The 21,479-nt window shown below is 49.2% G+C and carries 19 protein-coding genes; 14 read left to right on the forward strand and 5 right to left on the reverse strand.

The features are described 5' to 3' along the window. Nucleotides 1-23: 23 nt before the first annotated feature. From frr to def, 9 genes are all read left to right on the forward strand, one after another. Complete coding sequence (gene frr, locus NXS08_RS01345) at nt 24-581, forward strand: ribosome recycling factor (protein WP_259136338.1); 558 nt, start codon at nt 24-26, stop codon at nt 579-581. A gap of 39 nt (nt 582-620) precedes the next feature. After that, nucleotides 621-1,490 carry a phosphatidate cytidylyltransferase gene (locus NXS08_RS01350; RefSeq protein ID WP_259136339.1) on the forward strand — a complete coding sequence of 290 codons (870 nt, stop codon included), beginning with the start codon at nt 621-623 and terminating at the stop codon, nt 1,488-1,490. After that, on the forward strand, nt 1,484-2,713 hold the full coding sequence (gene rlmN, locus NXS08_RS01355) for a 23S rRNA (adenine(2503)-C(2))-methyltransferase RlmN (protein WP_259136340.1): 1,230 nt from the start codon (nt 1,484-1,486) through the stop codon (nt 2,711-2,713). Before NXS08_RS01350 ends, rlmN begins: the two co-directional genes overlap by 7 nt. Further along, a complete protein-coding gene (locus tag NXS08_RS01360) occupies nt 2,710-3,267 on the forward strand; it encodes a DivIVA domain-containing protein (protein WP_259136341.1) in 558 nt (185 codons plus the stop codon). The genes rlmN and NXS08_RS01360 overlap by 4 nt, the downstream gene beginning before the upstream one ends. 4 nt (nt 3,268-3,271) lie before the next feature. Continuing rightward, complete coding sequence (dxr, locus tag NXS08_RS01365) at nt 3,272-4,486, forward strand: 1-deoxy-D-xylulose-5-phosphate reductoisomerase (protein WP_259136342.1); 1,215 nt, start codon at nt 3,272-3,274, stop codon at nt 4,484-4,486. Nucleotides 4,487-4,534: 48 nt separating this feature from the next. Beyond that, nucleotides 4,535-5,803, forward strand: a complete 1,269-nt coding sequence (locus NXS08_RS01370; RefSeq protein ID WP_259136343.1) for an RIP metalloprotease — start codon at nt 4,535-4,537, stop codon at nt 5,801-5,803. A gap of 135 nt (nt 5,804-5,938) precedes the next feature. Continuing rightward, on the forward strand, nt 5,939-7,078 hold the full coding sequence (ispG, locus tag NXS08_RS01375) for a flavodoxin-dependent (E)-4-hydroxy-3-methylbut-2-enyl-diphosphate synthase (protein ID WP_396232240.1): 1,140 nt from the start codon (nt 5,939-5,941) through the stop codon (nt 7,076-7,078). 30 nt (nt 7,079-7,108) lie between these two features. Then, complete coding sequence (locus tag NXS08_RS01380; protein ID WP_259136345.1) at nt 7,109-8,920, forward strand: proline--tRNA ligase; 1,812 nt, start codon at nt 7,109-7,111, stop codon at nt 8,918-8,920. After that, nucleotides 8,917-9,411 carry a peptide deformylase gene (gene def, locus NXS08_RS01385; RefSeq protein ID WP_259136346.1) on the forward strand — a complete coding sequence of 165 codons (495 nt, stop codon included), beginning with the start codon at nt 8,917-8,919 and terminating at the stop codon, nt 9,409-9,411. Before NXS08_RS01380 ends, def begins: the two co-directional genes overlap by 4 nt. A 226-nt stretch (nt 9,412-9,637) precedes the next feature. Here the strand turns inward: def and NXS08_RS01390 are convergent, their stop codons facing one another. The 4 genes from NXS08_RS01390 to NXS08_RS01405 form a co-directional block, all read right to left on the reverse strand. Beyond that, nucleotides 9,638-10,012 (reverse strand): acyl carrier protein, encoded by a 375-nt coding sequence (locus tag NXS08_RS01390; protein ID WP_259136347.1) that lies wholly within the window; start codon nt 10,010-10,012, stop codon nt 9,638-9,640. 20 nt (nt 10,013-10,032) lie between these two features. Then, nucleotides 10,033-10,533 carry a DUF3145 domain-containing protein gene (locus tag NXS08_RS01395; protein WP_259136349.1) on the reverse strand — a complete coding sequence of 167 codons (501 nt, stop codon included), beginning with the start codon at nt 10,531-10,533 and terminating at the stop codon, nt 10,033-10,035. 197 nt (nt 10,534-10,730) lie between these two features. Next, entirely contained in the window at nt 10,731-11,720 is a 990-nt protein-coding gene (locus NXS08_RS01400) for a DUF5692 family protein (protein ID WP_259136350.1), read from the reverse strand. A gap of 83 nt (nt 11,721-11,803) precedes the next feature. After that, complete coding sequence (locus NXS08_RS01405; protein ID WP_396232232.1) at nt 11,804-12,850, reverse strand: hypothetical protein; 1,047 nt, start codon at nt 12,848-12,850, stop codon at nt 11,804-11,806. Between the two features lie 275 nt (nt 12,851-13,125). Here NXS08_RS01405 and NXS08_RS01410 point away from each other — a divergent pair, with 275 nt between their 5' ends. From NXS08_RS01410 to crcB, 5 genes are all read left to right on the forward strand, one after another. Continuing rightward, nucleotides 13,126-14,466 (forward strand): DUF5692 family protein, encoded by a 1,341-nt coding sequence (locus NXS08_RS01410; protein WP_259136351.1) that lies wholly within the window; start codon nt 13,126-13,128, stop codon nt 14,464-14,466. A 152-nt stretch (nt 14,467-14,618) separates the two neighbouring features. Continuing rightward, nucleotides 14,619-16,052 (forward strand): aspartate ammonia-lyase, encoded by a 1,434-nt coding sequence (gene aspA, locus NXS08_RS01415; RefSeq protein ID WP_259136352.1) that lies wholly within the window; start codon nt 14,619-14,621, stop codon nt 16,050-16,052. Between the two features lie 152 nt (nt 16,053-16,204). Continuing rightward, a complete protein-coding gene (locus NXS08_RS01420) occupies nt 16,205-17,359 on the forward strand; it encodes an ABC transporter permease (RefSeq protein WP_259136355.1) in 1,155 nt (384 codons plus the stop codon). Then, entirely contained in the window at nt 17,359-18,039 is a 681-nt protein-coding gene (locus NXS08_RS01425) for an ABC transporter ATP-binding protein (protein ID WP_259136357.1), read from the forward strand. The genes NXS08_RS01420 and NXS08_RS01425 overlap by 1 nt, the downstream gene beginning before the upstream one ends. Before the next feature lie 24 nt (nt 18,040-18,063). Then, nucleotides 18,064-18,435, forward strand: coding sequence for a fluoride efflux transporter CrcB (gene crcB / locus NXS08_RS01430; protein WP_259136359.1), 372 nt, complete (start codon nt 18,064-18,066; stop codon nt 18,433-18,435). Between the two features lie 324 nt (nt 18,436-18,759). On the opposite strand, the gene aceE is transcribed toward crcB, so the two are convergent. Then, entirely contained in the window at nt 18,760-21,477 is a 2,718-nt protein-coding gene (aceE, locus tag NXS08_RS01435) for a pyruvate dehydrogenase (acetyl-transferring), homodimeric type (protein ID WP_396232233.1), read from the reverse strand. Between the last annotated feature and the right edge of the window lie 2 nt (nt 21,478-21,479).

A 21,479-nucleotide genomic window follows, 5' to 3' on the forward strand; every position in this document is an offset into this window, starting at 1 on the left:
AAACTTAACCTAAGGAGAAAAACATGATCGCAGAAGCGTTACTACTAGCTGAAGAAGGTATGGAAAAAGCACTGGCAGCTACCAAACGCGAATTCGTAAACATTCGCACCGGACGCGCCAACCCAGAAGTTTTCAATAGCCTTTTAGTAGATTACTACGGTGCCCCCACTCCACTGCAACAGCTGGCTTCAGTCCAGGTTCCAGAAGCACGTATGGTACTGGTAAGCCCCTATGATCGTTCCGCCATGGCAACTATCATTACCGCAATTAGAGAATCAGACCTGGGGGTTAATCCCACCGATGATGGCAACGTAATCCGCTGTACCCTCCCAGCATTAACAGAAGAACGCCGTAAAGAATACGTGAAACTAGCTAAAGCTAAAGCTGAAGAAGGTCGCGTTTCAGTACGCAACGTTCGCCGTAAAGCGAAAGAAGAACTGGATCGGATTAAGAAAGACGGCGAAGCTGGCGAAGACGAAGTAGAACGCGCAGAAAAAGAGCTGGAAACACTCACCAAAGGTTTTGTCACCAAGATTGATGCAGAACTAGAAGCTAAGGAAAAGGATCTGCTAACCGTTTAAGCAGAACCCCCATTCTCAACTCAGTTAAGGCGTATTAACTTGGACTTGCAAAGCATCTACCGTCCCGGACCCACCGAAAACTACGTTCCTTTACCCGCCTCAGGTAAAGCTGGGCGAAATCTTCCCGCCGCTATCTCAGTGGGAATGATCCTCTCCGTAGTGACTTTCGGAGCGCTCTGGCTCTCACAAATCGCTTTTTTAGGGCTGATGTGTGTACTTGCCATAGTGGCTCTTTGGGAACTGGCCGGTGCTTTTGCGCGTAAAGGATACGAAGTAATTCTTCCTCCCGCCTGGGTGGGAAGTATCGGAATGATTATTTGCGCTTGGACACTCGGGTTAGAAGCCGTTTTAGTGGCGCTTTGCCTAGCCATTATGGCAGCAGCTATTTGGCGAATCATAGATGGAACCGGTGACGGCGCCATGATGGATATTATGGTGACAACTTTCTCCTTAGTTTACGTTGCCCTCCTAGCCTCATTCGTGGTGTTTATCCTGGCTTCCCCCCACGCCGTACCAGCTGTAATCCTCTTCATTGCTCTGGCAGTAGCTAATGATCTGGGAGGCTGGGCAGCTGGAATTACCTTTGGTAAACACCCGATGGCGCCAAAAATCTCACCGAAAAAATCCTGGGAAGGTTTCGCTGGTTCTCTCTTAGCATCTATTGCTGTGGGAATCGCCGGAATGACCTACCTGGGAGCAACCTGGTGGTGGGGAATCATTCTTGCGATTTTGACTACTATTGCAGCTACTACCGGCGACTTAGTGGAATCTTTGATTAAACGTGACGTAGGCTTAAAAGATATGTCGAATCTGCTACCTGGACACGGTGGAATCATGGACCGTATGGATTCACTGTTAATGGTAGCCCCAGTTCTCTATCTTGTATTGCGAGTTGCCCTTCCATGGTGAAAGTTCCAGTTACCTTAGGCCGCCCCAGCTCAAATGAGCGGCGCGGCAGGCAGGTAATGCCTACCGACCAAGTTCCTGAAGGGGCAACTACACCGGATGCGAAACCTGTCTTACAGTTCACCGCTAAACGACGGGGGAAAGCCCCTGCACATTTAGCTGACCTGGACTTAGCCGGACGTAAACAAGTATTAAAAGAAGCGGGATTACCAGCTTTTAGAGCCGACCAGCTTTCACGCCACTATTTTGGAAATTATGAAGCCGACCCCGCGGCCATGTCAGACCTACCAAAGACAATGGTGAACCAAGTCCGCGACTTCCTAATGCCACAGTTGGTCAGTGAAGTTAGAACCTTAGAAGCTGACGGCGGAGCAACTTTAAAACACCTGTGGGAACTCTTTGACGGTTCACGCGTAGAATCTGTGCTAATGCGCTACCCGCAGCGAACCACCCTGTGTATCTCCTCCCAGGCCGGTTGCGGAATGGCCTGCCCATTTTGTGCCACTGGACAGATGGGACTTACCCGCAACCTCTCTACAGCTGAGATTGTCGAACAAGTTCGTCTAGCTGCGAAAGCCTGTGCAGAAGGCGCTCTTTTAGGTGGCCCAACCCGTCTAACAAATATTGTTTTTATGGGAATGGGTGAACCATTAGCAAACTACAAAGCTATTGTAGAAACCCTCAACCGGTTGATTTCAGATCCTCCGGAAGGCTTTGGAATGTCGGCGCGAAACATCACCGTTTCCACCGTTGGATTAGTACCAGCCATAGATAAACTCGCTAAATTAGGGCACCCAGTCACCCTGGCGATTTCCCTCCACGCCCCAGACGATGAGCTAAGAGACGAGCTGATTCCAATCAACTCACGTTGGAAAGTAGGAGAACTTTTAGACGCCGCTCGAAGATACTTCGTTGCTACCGGCCGACGGGTTTCTATCGAATACGCGCTAATTAAAGATATGAACGACCACCCTTGGCGGGCACAGCTTTTAGCAGATGAACTAAATCACCGCGGACATGGATGGGCACACGTTAATCCGATTCCACTTAATCCCACTCCCGGGTCAATTTGGACTGCTTCTACCAAAAAAGCGCAGCAAGAGTTCGTAGAAATCCTTAGGAAAAATGGAATTTCTACTACAATTCGTGATACACGTGGATCAGATATTGATGGGGCATGCGGCCAGCTTGCCACCACAGTTGCAAAGGAAGAGGAAACAAAATGAAGGGCAAGTTCCCCCGCGTAAAGTTTTTCAAAAAAGGCTATGACACTGCGGCAGTAGATGAATTTTTCGATTTCGCTGAACAAGCCTACACCGGTGGACTTCCAGCTTCAGAGTTCTCAGCCGAACAGGTACGCCGCGCCATGTTCAAACTGGTCAGAGGCGGATACGACCCTTACACCGTAGACGCCGCTCTAGACCGGATGGAAGGTGGCTTCATTCAACGCGACCGCGCCAACCATATTGCAGTAAACGGTGAAGCAGCCTGGCTAGCCCAGGTAGCCGATCGAGCTACCACCTTATACCCGCGTCTTTCCCGCCCCGAAGGGGAACGCTTTGCCCACCCAGAACCAGGACAACCCGGTTACTCAGCCGAAGCAGTAGACGAGTTTCTTACACGCTTAGCAGATTTCTTCGACCAAAACACTCCTTTGACAGTGAGAGAAATCCGCGCCCTCACCTTCCCTCCAGCGAAAGAACAAAAAGCCTATGTGGAGGGCGCAGTGGACGCATATTTAGCGCGCGTAATTGAAATCTTGCTATCTGTAGAAGGATAGGTAAATGACCAAGCGAAAGCTGGTACTTTTAGGATCCACCGGATCTATCGGCACACAGTGTTTAGAAATTGTCGATAAATATCCAGAGCGGCTCGAAGTCTACGGTTTAGCTGCCGGTGGAAATAATCTGGACCTACTAGTAAAACAAGCGGTGCGCTACCGCCCTCGAGAAATTGCTGTTTACCAAGGCGACAAAGCGGAAATCTCCGCTGCTTTGAAAGCAAACGGGGTAACTGCCCACCTAAATGTTGGCCCGCAAGCAATGGTAGAAATCGCCGGGTGCTTAGACGCAGACGGAATTGTCCTCAACGGGATTAACGGGGGAGTCGGGTTAGAACCCACCCTGGCAGCCCTTAAATCAGGCGCTACTTTGGCACTTGCCAATAAAGAATCCCTGGTAGTGGGGGCGCCACTGGTCCGCCAAGCGTGCACTCGCCCCGGACAGATTATTCCAGTGGACTCAGAACACTCAGCCATAGCCCAATGCCTGCTGTCCGGAAAACACAAAAAGGGGCTAACTGTCCCCGAAGTAGATGGAACCAGTGAAGTAGCCCATTTGATTCTCACCGCCTCAGGTGGGCCTTTCCGCGGCAAAACTCGCGCGGACTTAGCGAAAGTTGATGCGAAAGCCGCCCTGCAGCACCCGACTTGGAATATGGGGCCGGTAGTTACTGTAAACTCATCCACCCTAATGAACAAAGGGTTAGAGCTGATCGAAGCCCACGTACTGTTCGACATTGCCCCCAGTGACATTAAAGCAGTAGTCCACCCGCAGTCGATAGTGCACTCAATGGTAACTTTCAAAGACGGGGCAACTATCGTCCAAGCCTCGCCCCCCAGTATGCATCTACCCATCGCCCTATCCTTATCTTGGCCACAGCGCTGGGACGATATTGAACCCGCCTGCCAGTGGGATACTCCCACCAGCTGGGATTTTGAACCAGTCGATAACCTAACTTTCCCAGCTTTGGATTTAGCACGCTACTGTATCGAACAGTCCCACACCCACCCGGCAGTAATGAATGCAGCAAACGAAGTCGCAGTAGACGCATTCTTAAAAGAAAAACTCCCATACTTGGCGATTTTGGATACCGTCACAGAAATCGTCAGCCAGCATGAGGGGATTAATGAACCCACTTTAGAAGAAACCCTCCAGGTACAACAGTGGGCAGTAGCATTAGCAACTGAAGTAGTCAGCCGTAAAGTAATCGCATTTTAAACTGCTTATAACAGTTGGCTAAGGGACTTTGCTGAGGAAGGAACACACGTGTACATACTAGGGATTTTGTTAATGGTACTGGGCATAGTCATTTCCGTTGCCATTCACGAACTGGGACACCTACTACCAGCAAAAAAATTCGGCGTTTACGTACCTGAATATATGGTGGGATTTGGCCCGAAACTTTGGTCGATTAAAAAAGGCGACACCGAATACGGGATTAAAGCCATTCTCTTAGGCGGATATGTGCGCTTAGTGGGGATGTTCCCCCCAGCTAAACCTGGAACGAAGCTGGTAAATCGCAAAGGTCAGCAGACTTTGGCAGAGGCTGCCCGCCAAGATTCGCAGGCAGAGATTCCTCCTGGGAAAGAAGCTCAAGCTTTCTATCGCTTGAAAACCTGGCAGAAATTAGTAGTTATGTTCGGTGGCCCGTTTACTAATCTTGTGCTGGCTATCGGAGGGCTTTCAGTGGTTATCATGGGGATTGGTTTGCCCCAGCCCGTCCCCACTGTCCGACAGACATTTACATGCCTGGGGACTACAGAAACAACTTGTTCAGCAGAAAATCCAGTTTCCCCCGCCAGTGTTGCCGGATTACAACCGGGCGATAAAATCATTTCCTTAGATGGTAAGCCGGTTGAGAAGTTTTCAGATATTGGGGCGATCCTTGCACCTTTGCGGGGGCAGGGGGACGCTCCGCAGATAGAGATTCGTTTCTTACGGGATGGAAAAGAACAGCTTGCCCAGATTACCCCGGTCCTTTATCAAGGCGCTTATCGGCTGGGAATTTCTGGCAGTATCGAAAGAGTCCAGGGGTCTTTTCCTGATGTTTTAACGCATACTTATAATGCTTCTAAGCAAACTTTAGGGATTTTGTTTGCTCTGCCGCAGAAGGTTTGGCAAACTGCGGAAAGTTTAGTTACTGGGAAAGAGCGTCAGGCTGATTCAGTGATTTCCATTGTGGGAATAACTCGTTTAGCGGGCGAGGTTACTGCAGTTACTCCACAGTCGAACTCGGGCTGGACAGTTTCTGCTTGGGATCGTTTCGCAGCGTTACTGAGCTTATGGTCCTCACTTAACTTGGCATTATTTATTTTCAATATGATTCCGCTGCCTCCTTTAGACGGTGGGCATATTGCGGGAGCGCTTTACGAGGGCGGTCGCCGTCAGCTTTACCGTTTGATGGGGCGCCCTGATCCGGGACCTGCGGATACGGCTCGGTTAGTGCCTCTAGCACAGGTAATGGTAATGCTTTTGGTGGGTATGTCATTTGTTTTAATCTTGGCTGATATCGTTAATCCGATTAGTTTGCGCTAGCTTTTCTTAAGCTCTGAGGCTTTTCGGGTGGATTACTTGATGTAATGAACTTTATGTTGAGTAATTTGCCTTAGAGTTAGGCGTTTTCTGCAATGCTTTGCGATAATGGAAAGCGTGAGTGAAATTTCTTTAGGTATGCCTCGGCTGAAGCCAGCCGAAGAGTTTACGGGCTTTCCCCGTCGTCAGACTCGGTTAATTCATGTAGGTAGCGTCCCTGTGGGGGGAGGTTCTCCCATTTCGGTGCAGTCTATGACTACGACTAAGACTACTGATATTGGCGGGACTTTACAGCAGATTGCTGAACTAACTGCTGCTGGTTGCGATATTGTGCGCGTGGCTTGCCCGTCCGCAGATGATGCGGCTGCGCTACCTATTATTGCGCGTAAATCTACTATCCCTGTGATTGCGGATATTCATTTTCAACCTAAGTATGTTTTTGCAGCGATTGAAGGCGGGTGCGCGGCTGTCCGTGTTAATCCTGGTAATATCCGCAAATTTGATGACCAGATTAAGGATATTACTAAGGCAGCGCGCGATCACGGGACATCTTTACGGATCGGGGTAAATGCGGGGTCTTTAGATCCGCGTTTGCTCAGTAAATACGGGAAGGCAACTCCAGAGGCTTTAGCTGAGTCAGCTATGTGGGAAGCGTCTTTATTTGAAGAACATGATTTCCACGATTTTAAGATTTCGGTGAAGCATCACGATCCGGTGACGATGATCCGCGCCTATGAAATTTTAGCTGATTCGGGGGATTGGCCCCTACACTTGGGAGTTACTGAAGCTGGCCCGCAATTCCAAGGCACGATTAAGTCAGCAACCGCTTTTGGCGCGTTGTTGCGCCAGGGAATTGGCGATACGATCCGAGTTTCTCTTTCGGCTCCGCCTGTGGAGGAAGTTAAGGTTGGGATTGAAATCCTGCAGTCTTTGGGCCTGCGTGAACGTACTTTAGAAATTGTTTCCTGCCCGTCTTGTGGGCGCGCCCAAGTTGATGTTTATACTCTAGCGGAACAAGTTTCCGAAGGGTTGAAGGATCTGAAGGTTCCTTTACGAGTAGCGGTCATGGGCTGCGTTGTGAACGGCCCTGGTGAAGCTCGTGAAGCAGACCTGGGGGTGGCCTCAGGTAATGGTAAGGGACAGATTTTCATTAAAGGTAAGACGGTGGCAACTGTTCCTGAAGATCAGATCGTGGAAACTTTGATTCTGCACGCGAATCGTTTAGCTGAAGAGATGGGCTTGGAATCAGGCTCTGGAGAAATTGATATTGTTGGCTGAGTTAGCCTAGTTAGGGTAAGAGGTTTAGATATGTTGAAGCATATGTCCAGCTACTTCGTGCGTACTTTGCGCGAAGATCCAGCTGACGCGGAAGTTACTAGCCATAAGTTACTGGTTCGCGCTGGTTACATTCGCCGTACTGCACCTGGTATTTATACTTGGTTGCCACTGGGCTTGCAGGTGTTGAAACGGATCGAAAAGGTTGTCCGCGAAGAAATGGACGCTTTCGGAGCTCAGGAAGTGCATTTCCCCGCATTACTTCCCGCAGAACCCTACCAGCGGACAAACCGCTGGGAAGAATACGGTCCTACTTTATTTAAGTTAAAAGACCGTAAAGCAGGGGATTACCTGCTGGCACCTACGCATGAGGAAATGTTCACTCTGTTAGTGAAGGATATGTATTCTTCCTACAAGGACTTACCTTTAAGCATTTACCAGATCCAAACTAAGTATCGTGATGAGGCCCGCCCTCGGGCTGGGTTGATCCGCGGACGCGAGTTTGTCATGAAAGATTCTTATTCTTTCGATATTGACGATGCCGGGTTGAATGTTTCTTATGAAAAACACCGCCAAGCCTACCAGCGTATTTTTGACCGCCTGGGCTTAGAATACGTAATCTGTTCGGCAGTATCTGGCGCTATGGGAGGATCTCGTTCGGAAGAATTCCTGCACCCTTGCGCTATTGGTGAAGATACTTTCGTTCGCTCAGCCGGTGGATACACTGCCAACGCGGAAGCGGTAACTACCGTGGCGCCTCAGCCGGTAGATGCTTCTGGTGTTCCTGCTTTTTCTGTGCAGGACACGCCGGGAATGAAAACTATCGCTGACTTGGTTGCTTTCTCAAATGAGCATTTTCCTAAAGCAGAAGGGGAATGGACACCCGCTAACATGCTTAAGAGCGTGGTAGTAGCTTTAGATTACCCAGATGGAAAGCGTGAAGTAGTTGTAGTGGCACTTCCAGGGGATCGTGAAGTAGATATGAAGCGCCTGGAAGCAGCTTTTGCACCTGCAGAAGTTGAAATGGCTACTGCGGAAGATTTCGCGAACCACCCTGAACTGGTGCCTGGTTTCTTAGGTCCACAGGCTTGTGGTCCGAATCATCCGGCTCGTGAGGTGACTGAAGATGGTCAGATCAGCGGTTCAGTGCGTCTGCTTGTAGATCCTCGTGTGGTCGAGGGCACTACTTGGATTGCCGGTGGTAACGAAGTGGATAAGCACGTTTACAACCTGGTGATGGGACGCGATTTCACTGCTGATGGCACTATTGAGGCTGCTGAGATTCGCGAGGGCGATCCTGCTCCAGACGGGTCTGGCCCGCTGGAACTGGCCCGCGGCATTGAAATTGGACATATTTTCCAGTTAGGTAAGAAGTACGCTGAAGCATTAGAACTGAAAGTTCTGGACCAAAACGGTAAGACCCAGGTAGTTACGATGGGATCTTACGGGATTGGCGTTTCTCGTGTGATGGCAGCTTTAGCTGAGTCTTATAACGATGAAAAAGGTTTAGCTTGGCCAATGGTTGTAGCTCCTTTCCAACTGCAAGTTTTAGCTACTGGTAAAGGTGAAGCGCTTTTCGCAGCTGCTGAGGAATTAGCGCAGGCTGTTTCGGCTGCTGGTTTTGATGTGCTTTACGACGACCGTCCAAAGGTTTCTGCGGGAGTTAAGTTTGCTGACGCGGAACTTTTGGGAATGCCGTTCGTGCTGGTAGTGGGCCGTGGTTTAGCTGACGGCGTGGTGGAATTACGTGATCGCCGCGCGGGTACTTCAGTAGAGTTACCGGTGGGTGAAGCTGCTGAAAAGATTATTAATATTTTGGAAGAGAATCGGGAGTCGAACCGATGACTTATCGGGAAATTCGAGTAATCGGTGATCCTGTTTTGCGTACACCCTGCGAATGGATTACTGACATTGATGACAAGGTTAAGAACCTAGTTGAAGATTTGTTAGAAAACGTCGATATGGAGGGGCGTGCCGGTTTGGCAGCTAACCAAATTGGGGTTGGTCTGCGAGCTTTTTCTTGGAATATTGATGGCGACATTGGTTACGTTCTAAATCCAAAATTGGTAGAAGCATCTATGGATGAAGAATACCAAGATGGTGACGAGGGGTGTCTATCTGTTCCAGGCCTGTGGTTCCCCACTAAACGTGCGTGGTATGCGCGGGTTGAGGGGATTAACTTAGATGGTAAGCCTATTGTGGTTGAGGGCGAAGAGCTGATGGCTCGTTGTCTACAACACGAATGCGATCACTTAGAAGGAATGCTCTATTTGGATCGTTTGGATCGGGCGATGCGTCGTAAAGCGATGAAGGAAGTTCGCGAAAAGATCGGCTGATTTTTCTACCTTTGATGAAGCTAGTGCTTTTTGTATAAGAATATGTGCGGGAATAATCCCGCACATATTCTTATTTTTATGCTTTCCTGGGAGAGTTTTGACGGGGAAAGAGCCGGGTGATAATCAGTCGGATGTGGATTTGTCACTTTCCGCCCTCGAAAAATACTGCGTAACCTTATGCCGAAATACTATTTGCCTTACTCTGCTGATTCCTCAGGTGAGGGCTTTAACTGAGCGCAAGTTCAACTAAATCAGCTAGAGTTTTAGCTTTTTCTACTTCAGTGTCTTTAAGTTTAATCTTTAGATCTTCTTCAATCCGTGAGATAACCGCGTAGCGCGCGATAGGGAACAGGTCAAAGTCTGCTTCTAACTCTAGCTGAGGATGATAATCTTCAGCCGGAAAGTCTGATACATCCAACATAGCTGCAACTATCACTTCCCAAACTTTTTCTCTTTGTGAAGTATTTTCAGCGTCCCTAGAGGAATCTACTCCGGTTTTTCCCGTTCCGTTGAATACATCTGCATCGAGAGAGGTCGTAGCGTCTGTTTCTTCTGAGAACGGGAAACTATCTCCCAGAAGATCTGCAAATGAGTTAGACATATTTACTCTTTATAGTTTCGTTAGCTAACTTGGTGGAGCCAGCGCACGGCAACACCGTCACCGGCTTTTCGGAAAGTTTCCAGTTCATCATCCCATGGTTGTCCCATAGCTAGGGATAGAGCTTCTTTTATCTCAGCTAAGCTGGTGGAACTTTCCATAGCGTTGCGAACTTGGTCTTCTAATATCACGAGGTTGCCGCACACATCCATGGGGGCATGGAAGATTCCAAGGTCGGGAGTGTGACACCAGCGGGCACCGTTAGAACCTCTCACCGGTTCTTCGGTTATTTCATAGCGCATATGGTCCCAGCCACGCAGAGCAGAAGCGAGTTTCGCGCCGGTTCCTACCGGACCTACCCAGGCGTATTCGGTGCGGAAAGTACCGTTCAGGGCGGGTTGTTTTACCCACTCTAAGTGAATTTCACATTCGATGACTTTACTGAGAACCCATTCGATATGAGGGCAGAGTGCAGGGGGAGTAGAGTGCACAAAAAGTACACCGCGCGTGTATGTTCCGGTCATAATAGCTCCCATCTGTTGAGGACCGTCTTCCCCTACGACCTTTTCAGTGGGCTAACCGCGTGCGATGTACTTCTATTATGCCCAATAATTTTCTTCAGCACTAGCTTAACGTTAAGTATTCAATATCTGGGTAAGCGAAAGGGGTGGTTCTTTAGTGAAACTAGAGAACCACCCCTTATTGATTTATTCCCTCTAAGTTAGTTTTGCTTTAACCGTGCAGCAATTTCTGCTTTCACTTCATCTGAAGCGGTGCGCTCTACCAATTCTTTAGCAGCTGGCAGGTCAGCGTAAAGTTCTTGAGTAAGAGGGTTACGCTTCGTCACCCAAATGCGGTGAATGTGGTAGATGAATAAAGCTACGTTACAAGCCAGGGAAGCAGCAGCCAAAACGAACATGGCGGCAGCTGAGTGGCTGGGGCGGTGCGCGAAGATAGAATCGTGCATAAATGCTGGGAAAGTTAAGACTACTGCTGACCAGTAGGTGAGCGTGTAAGCGCGGTATTGGATCCAAGCACCTTTGCCGAAAGGTAATAGAGCAGGAATAGTACATGCCAGCAGGAGAGCTACCCCTGAGTACCAGGCTCTATCTGAAAGACAGTTATAAACGTAGGAAAGATTCCAAAGGTCATAGGCGATAATCCACCAGACAGTTAAGTCTGTCCAGATAATAGCTTTGCTCTTATCATTTGCAACGTAGATACCTACCCAGCCGCCAATCATGATTAGGTTGAGGATTCCCGCTGCTGCGTTCATTAAGTTCCATGGCCCACCAAAAGTCCATAAACCATTTACCGGGTCAGCCCCGTGGATCCAGTAGCATTGAATATCTCTAATGACTGCTTCTAAAATGTTCACGGCCAGTAGCAGAGCCGGTAACGCAAGATAAGTTTTAGACTTTTGTAGTTTCGGGAAATACTGTAATGCAACTAAAGAAAGCGCTCCAGCTAAGGCAGAGTACTGTTTTACAATCGCAAACCAACCGGCAGAGTGAGTGCCAGCTGTTGAATAGGGCCACCAGAAAATCGTTAGTAACACGGGGATAACGATGAAAGTGGTCAGGGCGAACCATTTGGATCGTTGGGCAAGCCAAGCTGCAAAAGCCAAGGCGGCAATCACAACGATTAGCATGGCATAATCCCACCATTCACCTACTTCAAAGAAGAAAAGCGTAGGGTAGTCAACATCCATGGGAAACTCCTAGCGTAATGAGTAAGTTTGCCGCGCTTAAATAGCGATATTAACATTTAAGCGCGGCAAAAACTGATATGTGATTAGTTTTCTTTACCCCAGTTATCCAGGTAGGTGCGTTCCATCTTTTGGCGGATCTGTTCGTTCCAATCGAATTCAGGTTCGCTCCAGCCGGTGAAGTAATCGGCATCTACGGTGTCTGCCCAGGGGGAATCCGGGCCGGTTGGTGGCCAATTTGGGTTATCGGTAACAGGTGGACGAATTTCAGCAACGGCTGGGCATTGCCGTCCGTAACGCATCCACTGAGTGTAGGTATCTTCAAATAGTGGGGTGCCGTCCCAGCGTCCGGCGGGGGTCTTAGACCAGAAGCGACCACCTAAGATACCGCGCATAATCTTTCCGTGCCACTGTTCTTTCTTCCTGAACTCGGCGACTCGCTTAACGTAAAGATTCTGTAGGTGGGCCATACAACCACCGATTAATTCGATGTTAATCCAGTTGATTGCAGCTGCGGCTTTGGTATCGGGGTCGAAACCAATTCTCCAGTGGTTAATTAAGCGGCAGCGGTTACCTTTGAGAGGAACGATGTAGAAACACCAGGCAGCTGCGTAGTGAGTCATGAAGGGGAAACGGAAAGCGTAAGATCCGGGAGCAGCTGGTGGGTTCTTAGTATCAACCCACTGTACTAAGTACTTACCGGGAACTACGTCTGCCCATTCCATAGTCATGCCATGGAAATCGAAAGCGGCTACGTCACCGGGCAGAAGGGAATCAGGTTGTTGGAATTCTTCTTGAATTTCATAGGAGTTGAAGAAAGGTAGCCGAGCGAAAGTACGTTCTAAGAACTCTGAAGAGAAAGAACCGGACTTGTCTGCGCCGATTTGCTTGAAGATACGGTAAACCGCATAAGCGGGTGCATCAATATCAATAGCGTAGGTGGAAGAACGTCCATTCTTATAGTTCGCGTCAATAATATCGTCTGCTGGGTAACGCCATTCGCGCTCTGCTTTAGTAGCTTTTCCGCTCAGCTGAGAGAATCCAATCATTCCGGCAAGTCCGGCGGCTCCAATGGCGCCCGCAACTTTAGCAATGGTCTTTGGATTTACGTTTATAATGATTTGTTTCGTCATTGTACAACTCACTTATTTTGTAAATAAATAACTTTAAAACTTAAAGATATTGGGGCTTTCGTGTAACTTAGCCTCGATATAACCCTAACAGGTGATTTGTGCATTTAGCATGGAAAATTTCTCACGAAACAAAAGTAAGACAAAATAAAAGTGAAAAAAATAAAACAATTAGGTCTTTATGTCTAGATGAAAGCAGTTCCAGCTGACTACGATTAAAATCAATAAGCCAAACGCTTAAAATAAATAAGTTCAATGACGAATCGAAGGTACTCACCATGGAATCGCTCTTTCTTTGGGAGCTTGGTAGCCCCCGCCTCTATCTAATTTGGATAGCAGTATTTATCGCCCAAATCGCCATCGCAGAAATTAACCGCCGCTGGAACTGGACGATTTTTGCCCTCTGGACTTTCGGCGGACTAGCGATGATGCCATATGCCGCTCTCCACGGAACCCCCATGGTAGGTTGGTTCCCCTTCGGAAAATACGTCATCATGGTAGCAACTGCCACCATGACAGGCGCGCTTTTAGTCTACGGAAAACGCAACCCCGTAAAAGCACACCGTTACGCAATCTGGCTAGGAGTCGCCCTCTGGATCGGCCTGGCAGTAAACATCATGGAAGCAAATATCCGCGATATCACTATCTTCCTTGAAGCAGACACCTACTACGCCTGCGGTGCAGACCCCCAGTGTCTACAAAGCATCAACGATTCACGCCAAGGAATCGACATGATTAACGGACTTCCCGAAACTCGCGGCGTAACCGAACCACTCCACTCACCACAGTGGTACCAAGCCGTAGCCGACAACTTCAAAGCAAACCACGTCGGAATCGACCCAGCCACAGGCTTTCGCACCATCGGAGGATACTGGAATATCCTCTCAGCAATCGCCGGAGTCCTAAACATCATCACCATCACCGGACTGGGTAAAATCGCGATCACCTCACCAGGAAAACAAAAAGTACGTGGCTTAATCTGGACAGACATGGTCTGGCCCTGGGTGATCGCCTACGACCTATGGAACCACGCTTTCTTATACAACGCTTTAGCAGACTACACCTGGTACTGCACACTAGCTCTCCTCTTAGCCTGCACAATTCCCGCATTCAGCTGGGCAAAAGGACAGTGGATCTGGTTCCGCTGCTTCACCCTCATGTTCTGGATCGCAGCAAATAACCTACTGCCTGAACTATTAGTCCCCCCAGCACATATGAATAACTTCGCCACCATGAACCCAGTCGCAAACATCGTTTGCGCCGCGGCAGCTTTAATCTTCAACGTAGGATTATTCATCTACTGGCTCTACAAGATCATCGTTACAAAACGTAATCCAATTACCAACAACCTCTATTTCGAACTAAAAGAATTCCGCACCATCGTCAACGAACACTTCGACGATAAAGACAAGTACTTCCAAACTGACATGATCCCAGAAACTCCAGCAGAACTTGGATTCAACCCCGAATCCCCAGTTCCACCCAAAGACGGATACGTGGGATGGATGCCTTGGTGGAAGAGCGATAAACGCTACCCGAAACTGCGCACACCACTGAGCGCAGACCCCGGGCTAGTCGCCAAAGGAATTAGCAGCGACGAAAAATGGGCCGTCAAATAATAACTAAATAAATCCCGAGGGCGGAGGAAACCGTAAAGGCAGGTTCTCCGCCCTCGGAAAATTAATCCGGAATATGCCGGCGCAAGCAAGTAGAAATAGGTAGGCTAGAAGAGTAAATAAAACCCATCCGAAAACAAAGAGGTACGGCAAAGATGACTCGTGTGGAAGAAGACCTATTGGGGGCTCGCGAAGTTCCCGCTGAAGCCTACTGGGGAGTACATACTCTACGGGCAAAAGAGAACTTCAATATCTCAGGAATCTCCATTAGCCACTTCCCAACTTTTGTCCGCTCTATGGTGCAGGTTAAAAAAGCTTCCGCCCTGGCAAATGCTCGCCTTCACGTGATGGCCGAGGACGTAGCCCACGCAATTGTGAAAGCCTGCGACAAAATCCTAGAAGAGGGCGTGTGTTTAGACCAGTTCCCGGTAGACGTATTCCAAGGCGGCGCCGGAACTTCCGTAAATATGAACACTAACGAAGTAGTTGCCAACCTGGCATTAGAACTTCTGGGCTATGAAAAAGGCCGCTACGACATCATCAACCCCAACGATGATGTGAACAAATCACAATCAACCAATGACGCTTACCCCACCGGATTCAGAATCGCCGTTTACCAAGAACTGCACGATCTCAATCAACAAATCGAATTCCTAGCCGAAGCCTTTGAACGCAAAGCAGAAGAATTTAAGCACATAATCAAAATGGGGCGTACCCAGCTGCAAGACGCAGTACCCATGAGCCTAGGTGAAGAATTCCGTGCTTTCGCAGTTACCCTGCGCGAAGATATGGCTATCATTAACACCGTTTCAGAGTTACTTTTGGAAGTAAACTTGGGCGCCACCGCCATTGGAACAGGATTAAACACGCCAGAGGGATATTCATCCGTAGTTGTTTCCGCCCTCGCTGAAGTAACTGGGCTGCCAGTACGCCCCGCTCATAACCTGATCGAAGCTACCTCAGACACCGGCGCATACGTGATAGTCCACGGAGCATTAAAACGCTTAGCAATTAAACTCAGCAAAATCTGTAACGACTTGCGACTACTTTCTTCTGGGCCGCGCGCCGGACTGGGAGAAATCCGCCTCCCTTCCCAGCAAGCTGGTTCTTCAATCATGCCAGCCAAAGTAAATCCTGTAATCCCTGAAGTCGTCAACCAAGTTTGTTTCAAAGTGATGGGAAATGACGTAACTCTAACCATGGCAGCTGAAGCTGGGCAACTCCAACTAAACGTGATGGAACCAGTAATTGCCCAGTGTCTCTTTGAATCAATGACACTTTTAGAAAATGCAGCACATACCCTGGGGAAGAACTCAGTTCCGGGGATTACCGCGAATGAAGAAGTATGTCGCGCGCAGGTACTGGGCTCAGTGGGGATCATTACCTACTTCAATGAGATCATTGGACACCACCACGGCGACATAATCGGTAAAGAAGCAGTAGCAACCGGAGCCAATGTAGCCGATTTGATTGTAGAACACGGTCTTTTAACTAAAGAAGAGGTCGATGAAATACTCCACCTAGAAAACCTGGTTGCCCCTAAGTATGCCGGACGGATTTGGGCGCCGGGAGAAAAAGGACTTCCCTAACCCTTAAGCTAGTTGGCTCCTTGTAGAAAATACTCTGCAAGGAGCCAAAACAGTATGAGAGAACTTTAACTAAACAAAGCGAATTACATTTTGCGAATGCGATGAGCGTACAGGTAAGTCATACTTAAAATAACTGAACTCCTGGAGGAAAAGTGTTCCTAGCTTTACGCGAGATCCGCCATAGCGCGTCTCGATTCATTCTTATTACTACCGTTATTTTCTTAGTAAGTTACTTAGTTTACTTCCTAACTGGACTGGCCTACGGGCTGGCATCTTCTTACACAGAAGCTATCCGTAACTGGCAAGCTCACTCATTGATCGTGAGTAAAACCTCTAACTACAACCTGGTGGGTTCGCGTATCACCAACGCACAGGTAGAAGCAGTTACAAATGAAGTTAGCGACGCGCTTCCGGTGCTGGTGACAACCGTAGTGGTTACTTTGCCTAATCCCAGTACAGATACTACGGATAGTGAAGCAACTGCTGAAAAGAAAGACACCCGCAAAAACGCTTTCGTATTCGGAATCGACTTTGACACTAAACTAGCTCCTCCTTTAGTAGAAGGTGAACTACCTGCTAACAAATTTGAGATGGTAGCGGATATAGACTTCAAAAAGCGCGGCTTAAAAATCGGTGACGTGCTGGAACTACCCAATCCTCAAGATAATGCTGAAGTCGCAGCCAGTTGGAAGATCACTGGTTTTACTAAAGCTAAGTTCACCGCCACCCCAACTTTCTTCATTCCAGCTACTGAGTTTAAAGAAGAACTTCTGTTCATTGAAAACCCGCAGACTGCCCAAGCAGATCTATTTGCCGCTAACGCGCTGATAGTCTTTGCAGAACCAGATGCGAAGTTAGCGAGTGTCTTAACTGAAGCGGAACTGGAAAGAGTCACCCCCGATGAATTTATCGACAATCTTCCCGGATATCGCGCGCAGATCCTAACTTTTGGGATGATGATTGGCTCACTCATTGGCATCACCGCCCTGGTCTTATCAATCTTCATTTACGTGCTGACTGTACAAAAACGCCAGATTTTCGGAATCATGAAAGCACAGGGGATTTCCACTGCCTATATTATTCGCGGGGGAGCGATACAAACTTTCACGCTTTCTGTAGTTGGCGTGAGCTTAGGCTTCGGCGCCGTGATCTTAACTTCTTTACTTATTGGCAATAACATTCCGTTCAAGATAGAACCAACTTTATATGCGGCAGTAACCGCTGGCTTTATCTTCTTCACCGTACTAGGTGGGTTAATCCCTACCCGGATGATTAGTCGCATTGATCCGATTGAGGCAATTAACTGATGATTAAACTTAAAGACGTTTCCAAAACATTTAAGCAGGGCGCAGAAGAAATCCACGCCTTAAAAAACACGAACTTTACTGCTGAAAAAGGTGAGTTCATTGCCGTGATTGGCCCTTCTGGATCTGGGAAATCCACTTTCCTTACCATCATCGGAGGATTGCAGTCCGCATCTACCGGTGAAGTTACCTTAGCCGGAGAACGGGTAGATAACATTAATCCCCGCCAACGCTCAAAAATTCGTTTTGAAAAACTTGGGTTCATTTTGCAGGCATCTTCACTGGTCCCCTTTTTGAAAGTGGAAGAACAGCTTTTGCTACATGCTAAAGCGGCTGGGAAAAAAGCAGACCTGAAACGACGTGCTCACCTGCTTGCAGAGCTGGGAGTTGAGCAGCTTGCGAAGAAATATCCCGCTGACCTTTCTGGTGGGGAAAGACAGCGAGTGGCAATTGCGACTGCTTTAATGCATGAGCCAGAAGTGATCCTAGCAGATGAACCTACTGCCGCTTTGGATACTGAACGGGCTTTAGAAACCTGCCGGTTACTGCGGGATCTAACTCATGAATATAATCGCACTACCATTATGGTTACCCACGATAGGCGTCTATTACAGTACTGTGACAGAGTCTATGAGATTCGTGACGGAGTCTTAGAAGAAAAACCTGAGTTGGCTGGGAAATAACCGGGAAAGAGTTAGACTAGAGGCATGTTCATTAATGCTTTAGCAGTTGGATGTGGTGGCTTTATCGGTGCAGTAATGCGCTATCTACTTTCCGTAGCATTTCCTTATAAAGGCGGATTTCCCTGGACAACTTTTAGTGTGAATATGCTGGGAACTTTCCTGCTAGCTTTCTTAGTGGAGATTTTCGCACATAAAGTAGGCGTATCTGAGTCCACCAGTTTGCTTCTTAGAGTGGGTTTATGCGGAGGTTTCACCACTTTTTCTACCTTTAGCGTGGAAACTTTACTGCTGGTGGAACAGGGTCAGTGGAGTACGGCACTGATATACGTACTTGCGTCTTGCCTGGTGGGGTTGGTTTTCGCTGTGGTGGGCACTTACGCGGGGCAGCTGGTTTAACTATAGTTTGAGATTCCCCTGCATGGAGTTTGATTCCATGCAGGGGAATATTTTATGCGCTCCAGCTGGGAGACATTTTATTTCGAGGGCGGGCGATAAGCCACGGTTATTGAGCCGGGCGTTAAAGAGCAAAACGTACGCGGTGAGCGTGGGGTGCGCGGTGAGCATGGGGTGCGGTGGGTTATAAGACAGCTATAGAGGATAAAGAAGTGGTGGGGAGCGCCCTCGGAAATATCGAAGGAAACTCCCCACCACTGGCAGAATATGAACCTATTTGGTTTGTCTAAACCCTACTGGCCGACTGGCCGGTAAGGTAACTAGGGGCTACTGCGCGGCGTTTACGTTATGTAAATCGTATTTTGCAATTGCCTGGGCAACTACGGAACGATCAACCTGGCCGGCGTCAGCAAGAGCCTGCAAGGCGCGAACGACTACAGATTCAGCGTCAATCTTGTAGTGGCGGCGGGCAGCTGGGCGAGTGTCAGAGAAGCCGAAGCCGTCTGCTCCCAGGGTGTAGTAAGCACCTGGCACCCAGTTGCGGATCTGGTCTTGCAACAGGTTATCCCAGTCAGAAGTTGCAATGGTAGGTCCGGCAATGCCAGCTAGCTTTTGGGTTACGTAAGCAACTTGCGGCTGAGCATCTGGGTTTAGGTAGTTGTGCTTATCTGCAGCTAAACCGTCGCGACGCAGTTCATTCCAAGAAGTCACAGAGAAGGTTGCTGCGTCTACGCCCCAGTCATCTGCCAGCAGCTGGCGGGCTTTACGAATCCAAGGTACTCCCACGCCGGAAGCTAGTAGCTTCACAGTTGGGCGATCGCCACTGATGTGATCCAGCTGGTAGATACCCTTTACTACGCCTTCTACATCCAGGTTTTCTGGCTCGGCAGGCTGCTGGTAGGGTTCGTTGTAAACGGTAATGTAGTACATTACGTCACGGTCACGACCCTTTTCATTTGGACCATACATGCGTTCTAAACCGTCGCGGATAATATGACCGATTTCGTATGCGTATGCAGGATCGTAGGAAACTACTGCAGCGTTAGTGCCAGAAATCAGGTGAGAGTGACCGTCCATGTGCTGGAGGCCTTCACCGGCAAGGGTGGTGCGTCCCGCGGTAGCGCCGATGATGAAGCCACGTGCTAACTGGTCACCGGCAGCCCAGAACTGGTCGGCGGTGCGCTGGAATCCGAACATTGAGTACAGAATGTAGAACGGAATCATCGGTTCATTATGGGTTGCGTAAGATGTACCCGCTACCTGCATAACTGCGGCAGATCCAGCTTCATTAATCCCAGTGTGCAGGATTTGCCCGGCCTGAGCTTCCTTATATGAAAGCATCATGTCAGCATCAACGGCAGTGTAGTTCTGGCCGTGAGTGTTGAAGATCTTTGCAGATGGGAAGATTGCGTCCAAACCGAAAGTACGAGCTTCGTCAGGAATGATTGGTACCAGACGTTTGCCGATATTCTTATCTTTTAGCAGGTCTTTAAAGAGACGGACCAGTGCCATGGTGGTGGCAACTTCTTGCTGACCGGAGCCCTTCGACGCAGCTAGGAATGGTTTTTCAGCGGGCAGTGGAAGTGCAGGGTCGTCTTGGTGACGTGAGGGGAGGAAACCACCCAGGTCATGACGGCGGTTAATCATGTACTGCAATGCTGGGTCAGACGCATCTGGACGGTAGTAAGGAGGCATGTATGGGTTTGCCTCAAGTTCTTCGTCTGAGATTGGGATGCGCAGCAGGTCACGCAGTGCCTTCAGGTCATCAATGGTTAGTTTCTTCATCTGGTGGGTGGCGTTACGCCCCACGAAGGATTTACCGAGTGAGTAGCCCTTAATGGTGTGAGCCAAGATAACGGTAGGCTGTCCGGTATGTTCCATGGCGGACTTGTAGGCGGCGAATACCTTGCGGTAGTCGTGGCCACCACGCTTTAGTGCCCAAATCTGGTCGTCTGTCCAGTTTTCTACGAGTTTCGCCACGCGAGGGTCACGTCCGAAGAAATGTTCGCGCACGTAGGCACCGTCATTTGCTTTGAACGTCTGGTAGTCGCCGTCCAGGGTTTCCATCATCACGTTCATTAGGGCGTGTTCTTCGTCAGCTTCTAGAAGCTGGTCCCAGCCGCGGCCCCAAAGCACCTTGATTACGTTCCAACCGGCACCGCGGAAGAAGGCTTCAAGTTCCTGAATGATCTTTCCGTTACCGCGCACTGGGCCGTCCAGACGCTGGAGGTTACAGTTCACCACGAAAGTTAGGTTATCCAGTCCCTGCTGGGCAGCTAACTGGAGCATACCGCGGGATTCTGGTTCGTCCATTTCGCCGTCACCGAGGAACGCCCAGGTGTGCTGTTGAGAGGTGTCTTTAATTCCTCGCATGTGTAGGTAGCGGTCGAACCAGGCTTGGTAGATCGCTTCAGCTGGGCCAAGGCCCATGGAAACAGTGGGGTATTCCCAGAAGTCCGGCATTTGCCGTGGGTGTGGGTAAGAGGGGATACCGTGTTCGGTGGAAACCTGTTGGCGGAAGCCATCCATCTGGGCTTCGCTGAGGCGTCCTTCGAGGAAAGCGCGAGCGTAGATACCTGGGGACGCGTGACCTTGGAAGAAGATGTGGTCGCCGCCGCCGGGGTGGTCTTTTCCACGGAAGAAGTGGTTGAAACCTACTTCGTATAGGGTGGAGGAGGAAGCGTAAGAGGAAATGTGTCCGCCTACTTTAACGCCGGGGCGCTGGGCGCGGGTTACCTGTACGGCTGCGTTCCAGCGAATCCAGCGACGGTAGACGCGTTCAAGCTTTTCGTCACCGGGGAAAGCTGGTTCTTCGTCGGCTGGGATGGTGTTAATGTATGGGGTGGTTAGTTCCAGTGGGATCTGCACGTCTTTGCGGCGTGCTTGGTCAAGCATGTGGAGCAGAATGTAACGTGCGCGTGGTCCCCCCTTTTCATTGATTAGGGCTTCAAGCGAGTCGATCCATTCACTGGTTTCGCTTGGGTCATTGTCAGGAACCTGGCTGAGGATGCCGTTGATTAACGGGCGGATTTCGTGTTCGCTCACGA

It is taken from the genome of Gleimia sp. 6138-11-ORH1, from assembly GCF_024814355.1.
Lineage (GTDB): Bacteria > Actinomycetota > Actinomycetes > Actinomycetales > Actinomycetaceae > Gleimia.

Coding starts and splice junctions, on each gene's coding strand:
- frr (WP_259136338.1), top strand. CDS start 24: ATGATCGCAGAAGCGTTACTACTAGCTGAAGAAGGTATGGAAAAAGCA.
- rlmN (WP_259136340.1), top strand. CDS start 1,484: ATGGTGAAAGTTCCAGTTACCTTAGGCCGCCCCAGCTCAAATGAGCGG.
- NXS08_RS01360 (WP_259136341.1), top strand. CDS start 2,710: ATGAAGGGCAAGTTCCCCCGCGTAAAGTTTTTCAAAAAAGGCTATGAC.
- dxr (WP_259136342.1), top strand. CDS start 3,272: ATGACCAAGCGAAAGCTGGTACTTTTAGGATCCACCGGATCTATCGGC.
- ispG (WP_396232240.1), top strand. CDS start 5,939: ATGCCTCGGCTGAAGCCAGCCGAAGAGTTTACGGGCTTTCCCCGTCGT.
- NXS08_RS01380 (WP_259136345.1), top strand. CDS start 7,109: ATGTTGAAGCATATGTCCAGCTACTTCGTGCGTACTTTGCGCGAAGAT.
- def (WP_259136346.1), top strand. CDS start 8,917: ATGACTTATCGGGAAATTCGAGTAATCGGTGATCCTGTTTTGCGTACA.
- NXS08_RS01390 (WP_259136347.1), bottom strand. CDS start 10,012: ATGTCTAACTCATTTGCAGATCTTCTGGGAGATAGTTTCCCGTTCTCA.
- NXS08_RS01395 (WP_259136349.1), bottom strand. CDS start 10,533: ATGACCGGAACATACACGCGCGGTGTACTTTTTGTGCACTCTACTCCC.
- NXS08_RS01400 (WP_259136350.1), bottom strand. CDS start 11,720: ATGGATGTTGACTACCCTACGCTTTTCTTCTTTGAAGTAGGTGAATGG.
- NXS08_RS01405 (WP_396232232.1), bottom strand. CDS start 12,850: ATGACGAAACAAATCATTATAAACGTAAATCCAAAGACCATTGCTAAA.
- NXS08_RS01410 (WP_259136351.1), top strand. CDS start 13,126: ATGGAATCGCTCTTTCTTTGGGAGCTTGGTAGCCCCCGCCTCTATCTA.
- aspA (WP_259136352.1), top strand. CDS start 14,619: ATGACTCGTGTGGAAGAAGACCTATTGGGGGCTCGCGAAGTTCCCGCT.
- NXS08_RS01425 (WP_259136357.1), top strand. CDS start 17,359: ATGATTAAACTTAAAGACGTTTCCAAAACATTTAAGCAGGGCGCAGAA.
- crcB (WP_259136359.1), top strand. CDS start 18,064: ATGTTCATTAATGCTTTAGCAGTTGGATGTGGTGGCTTTATCGGTGCA.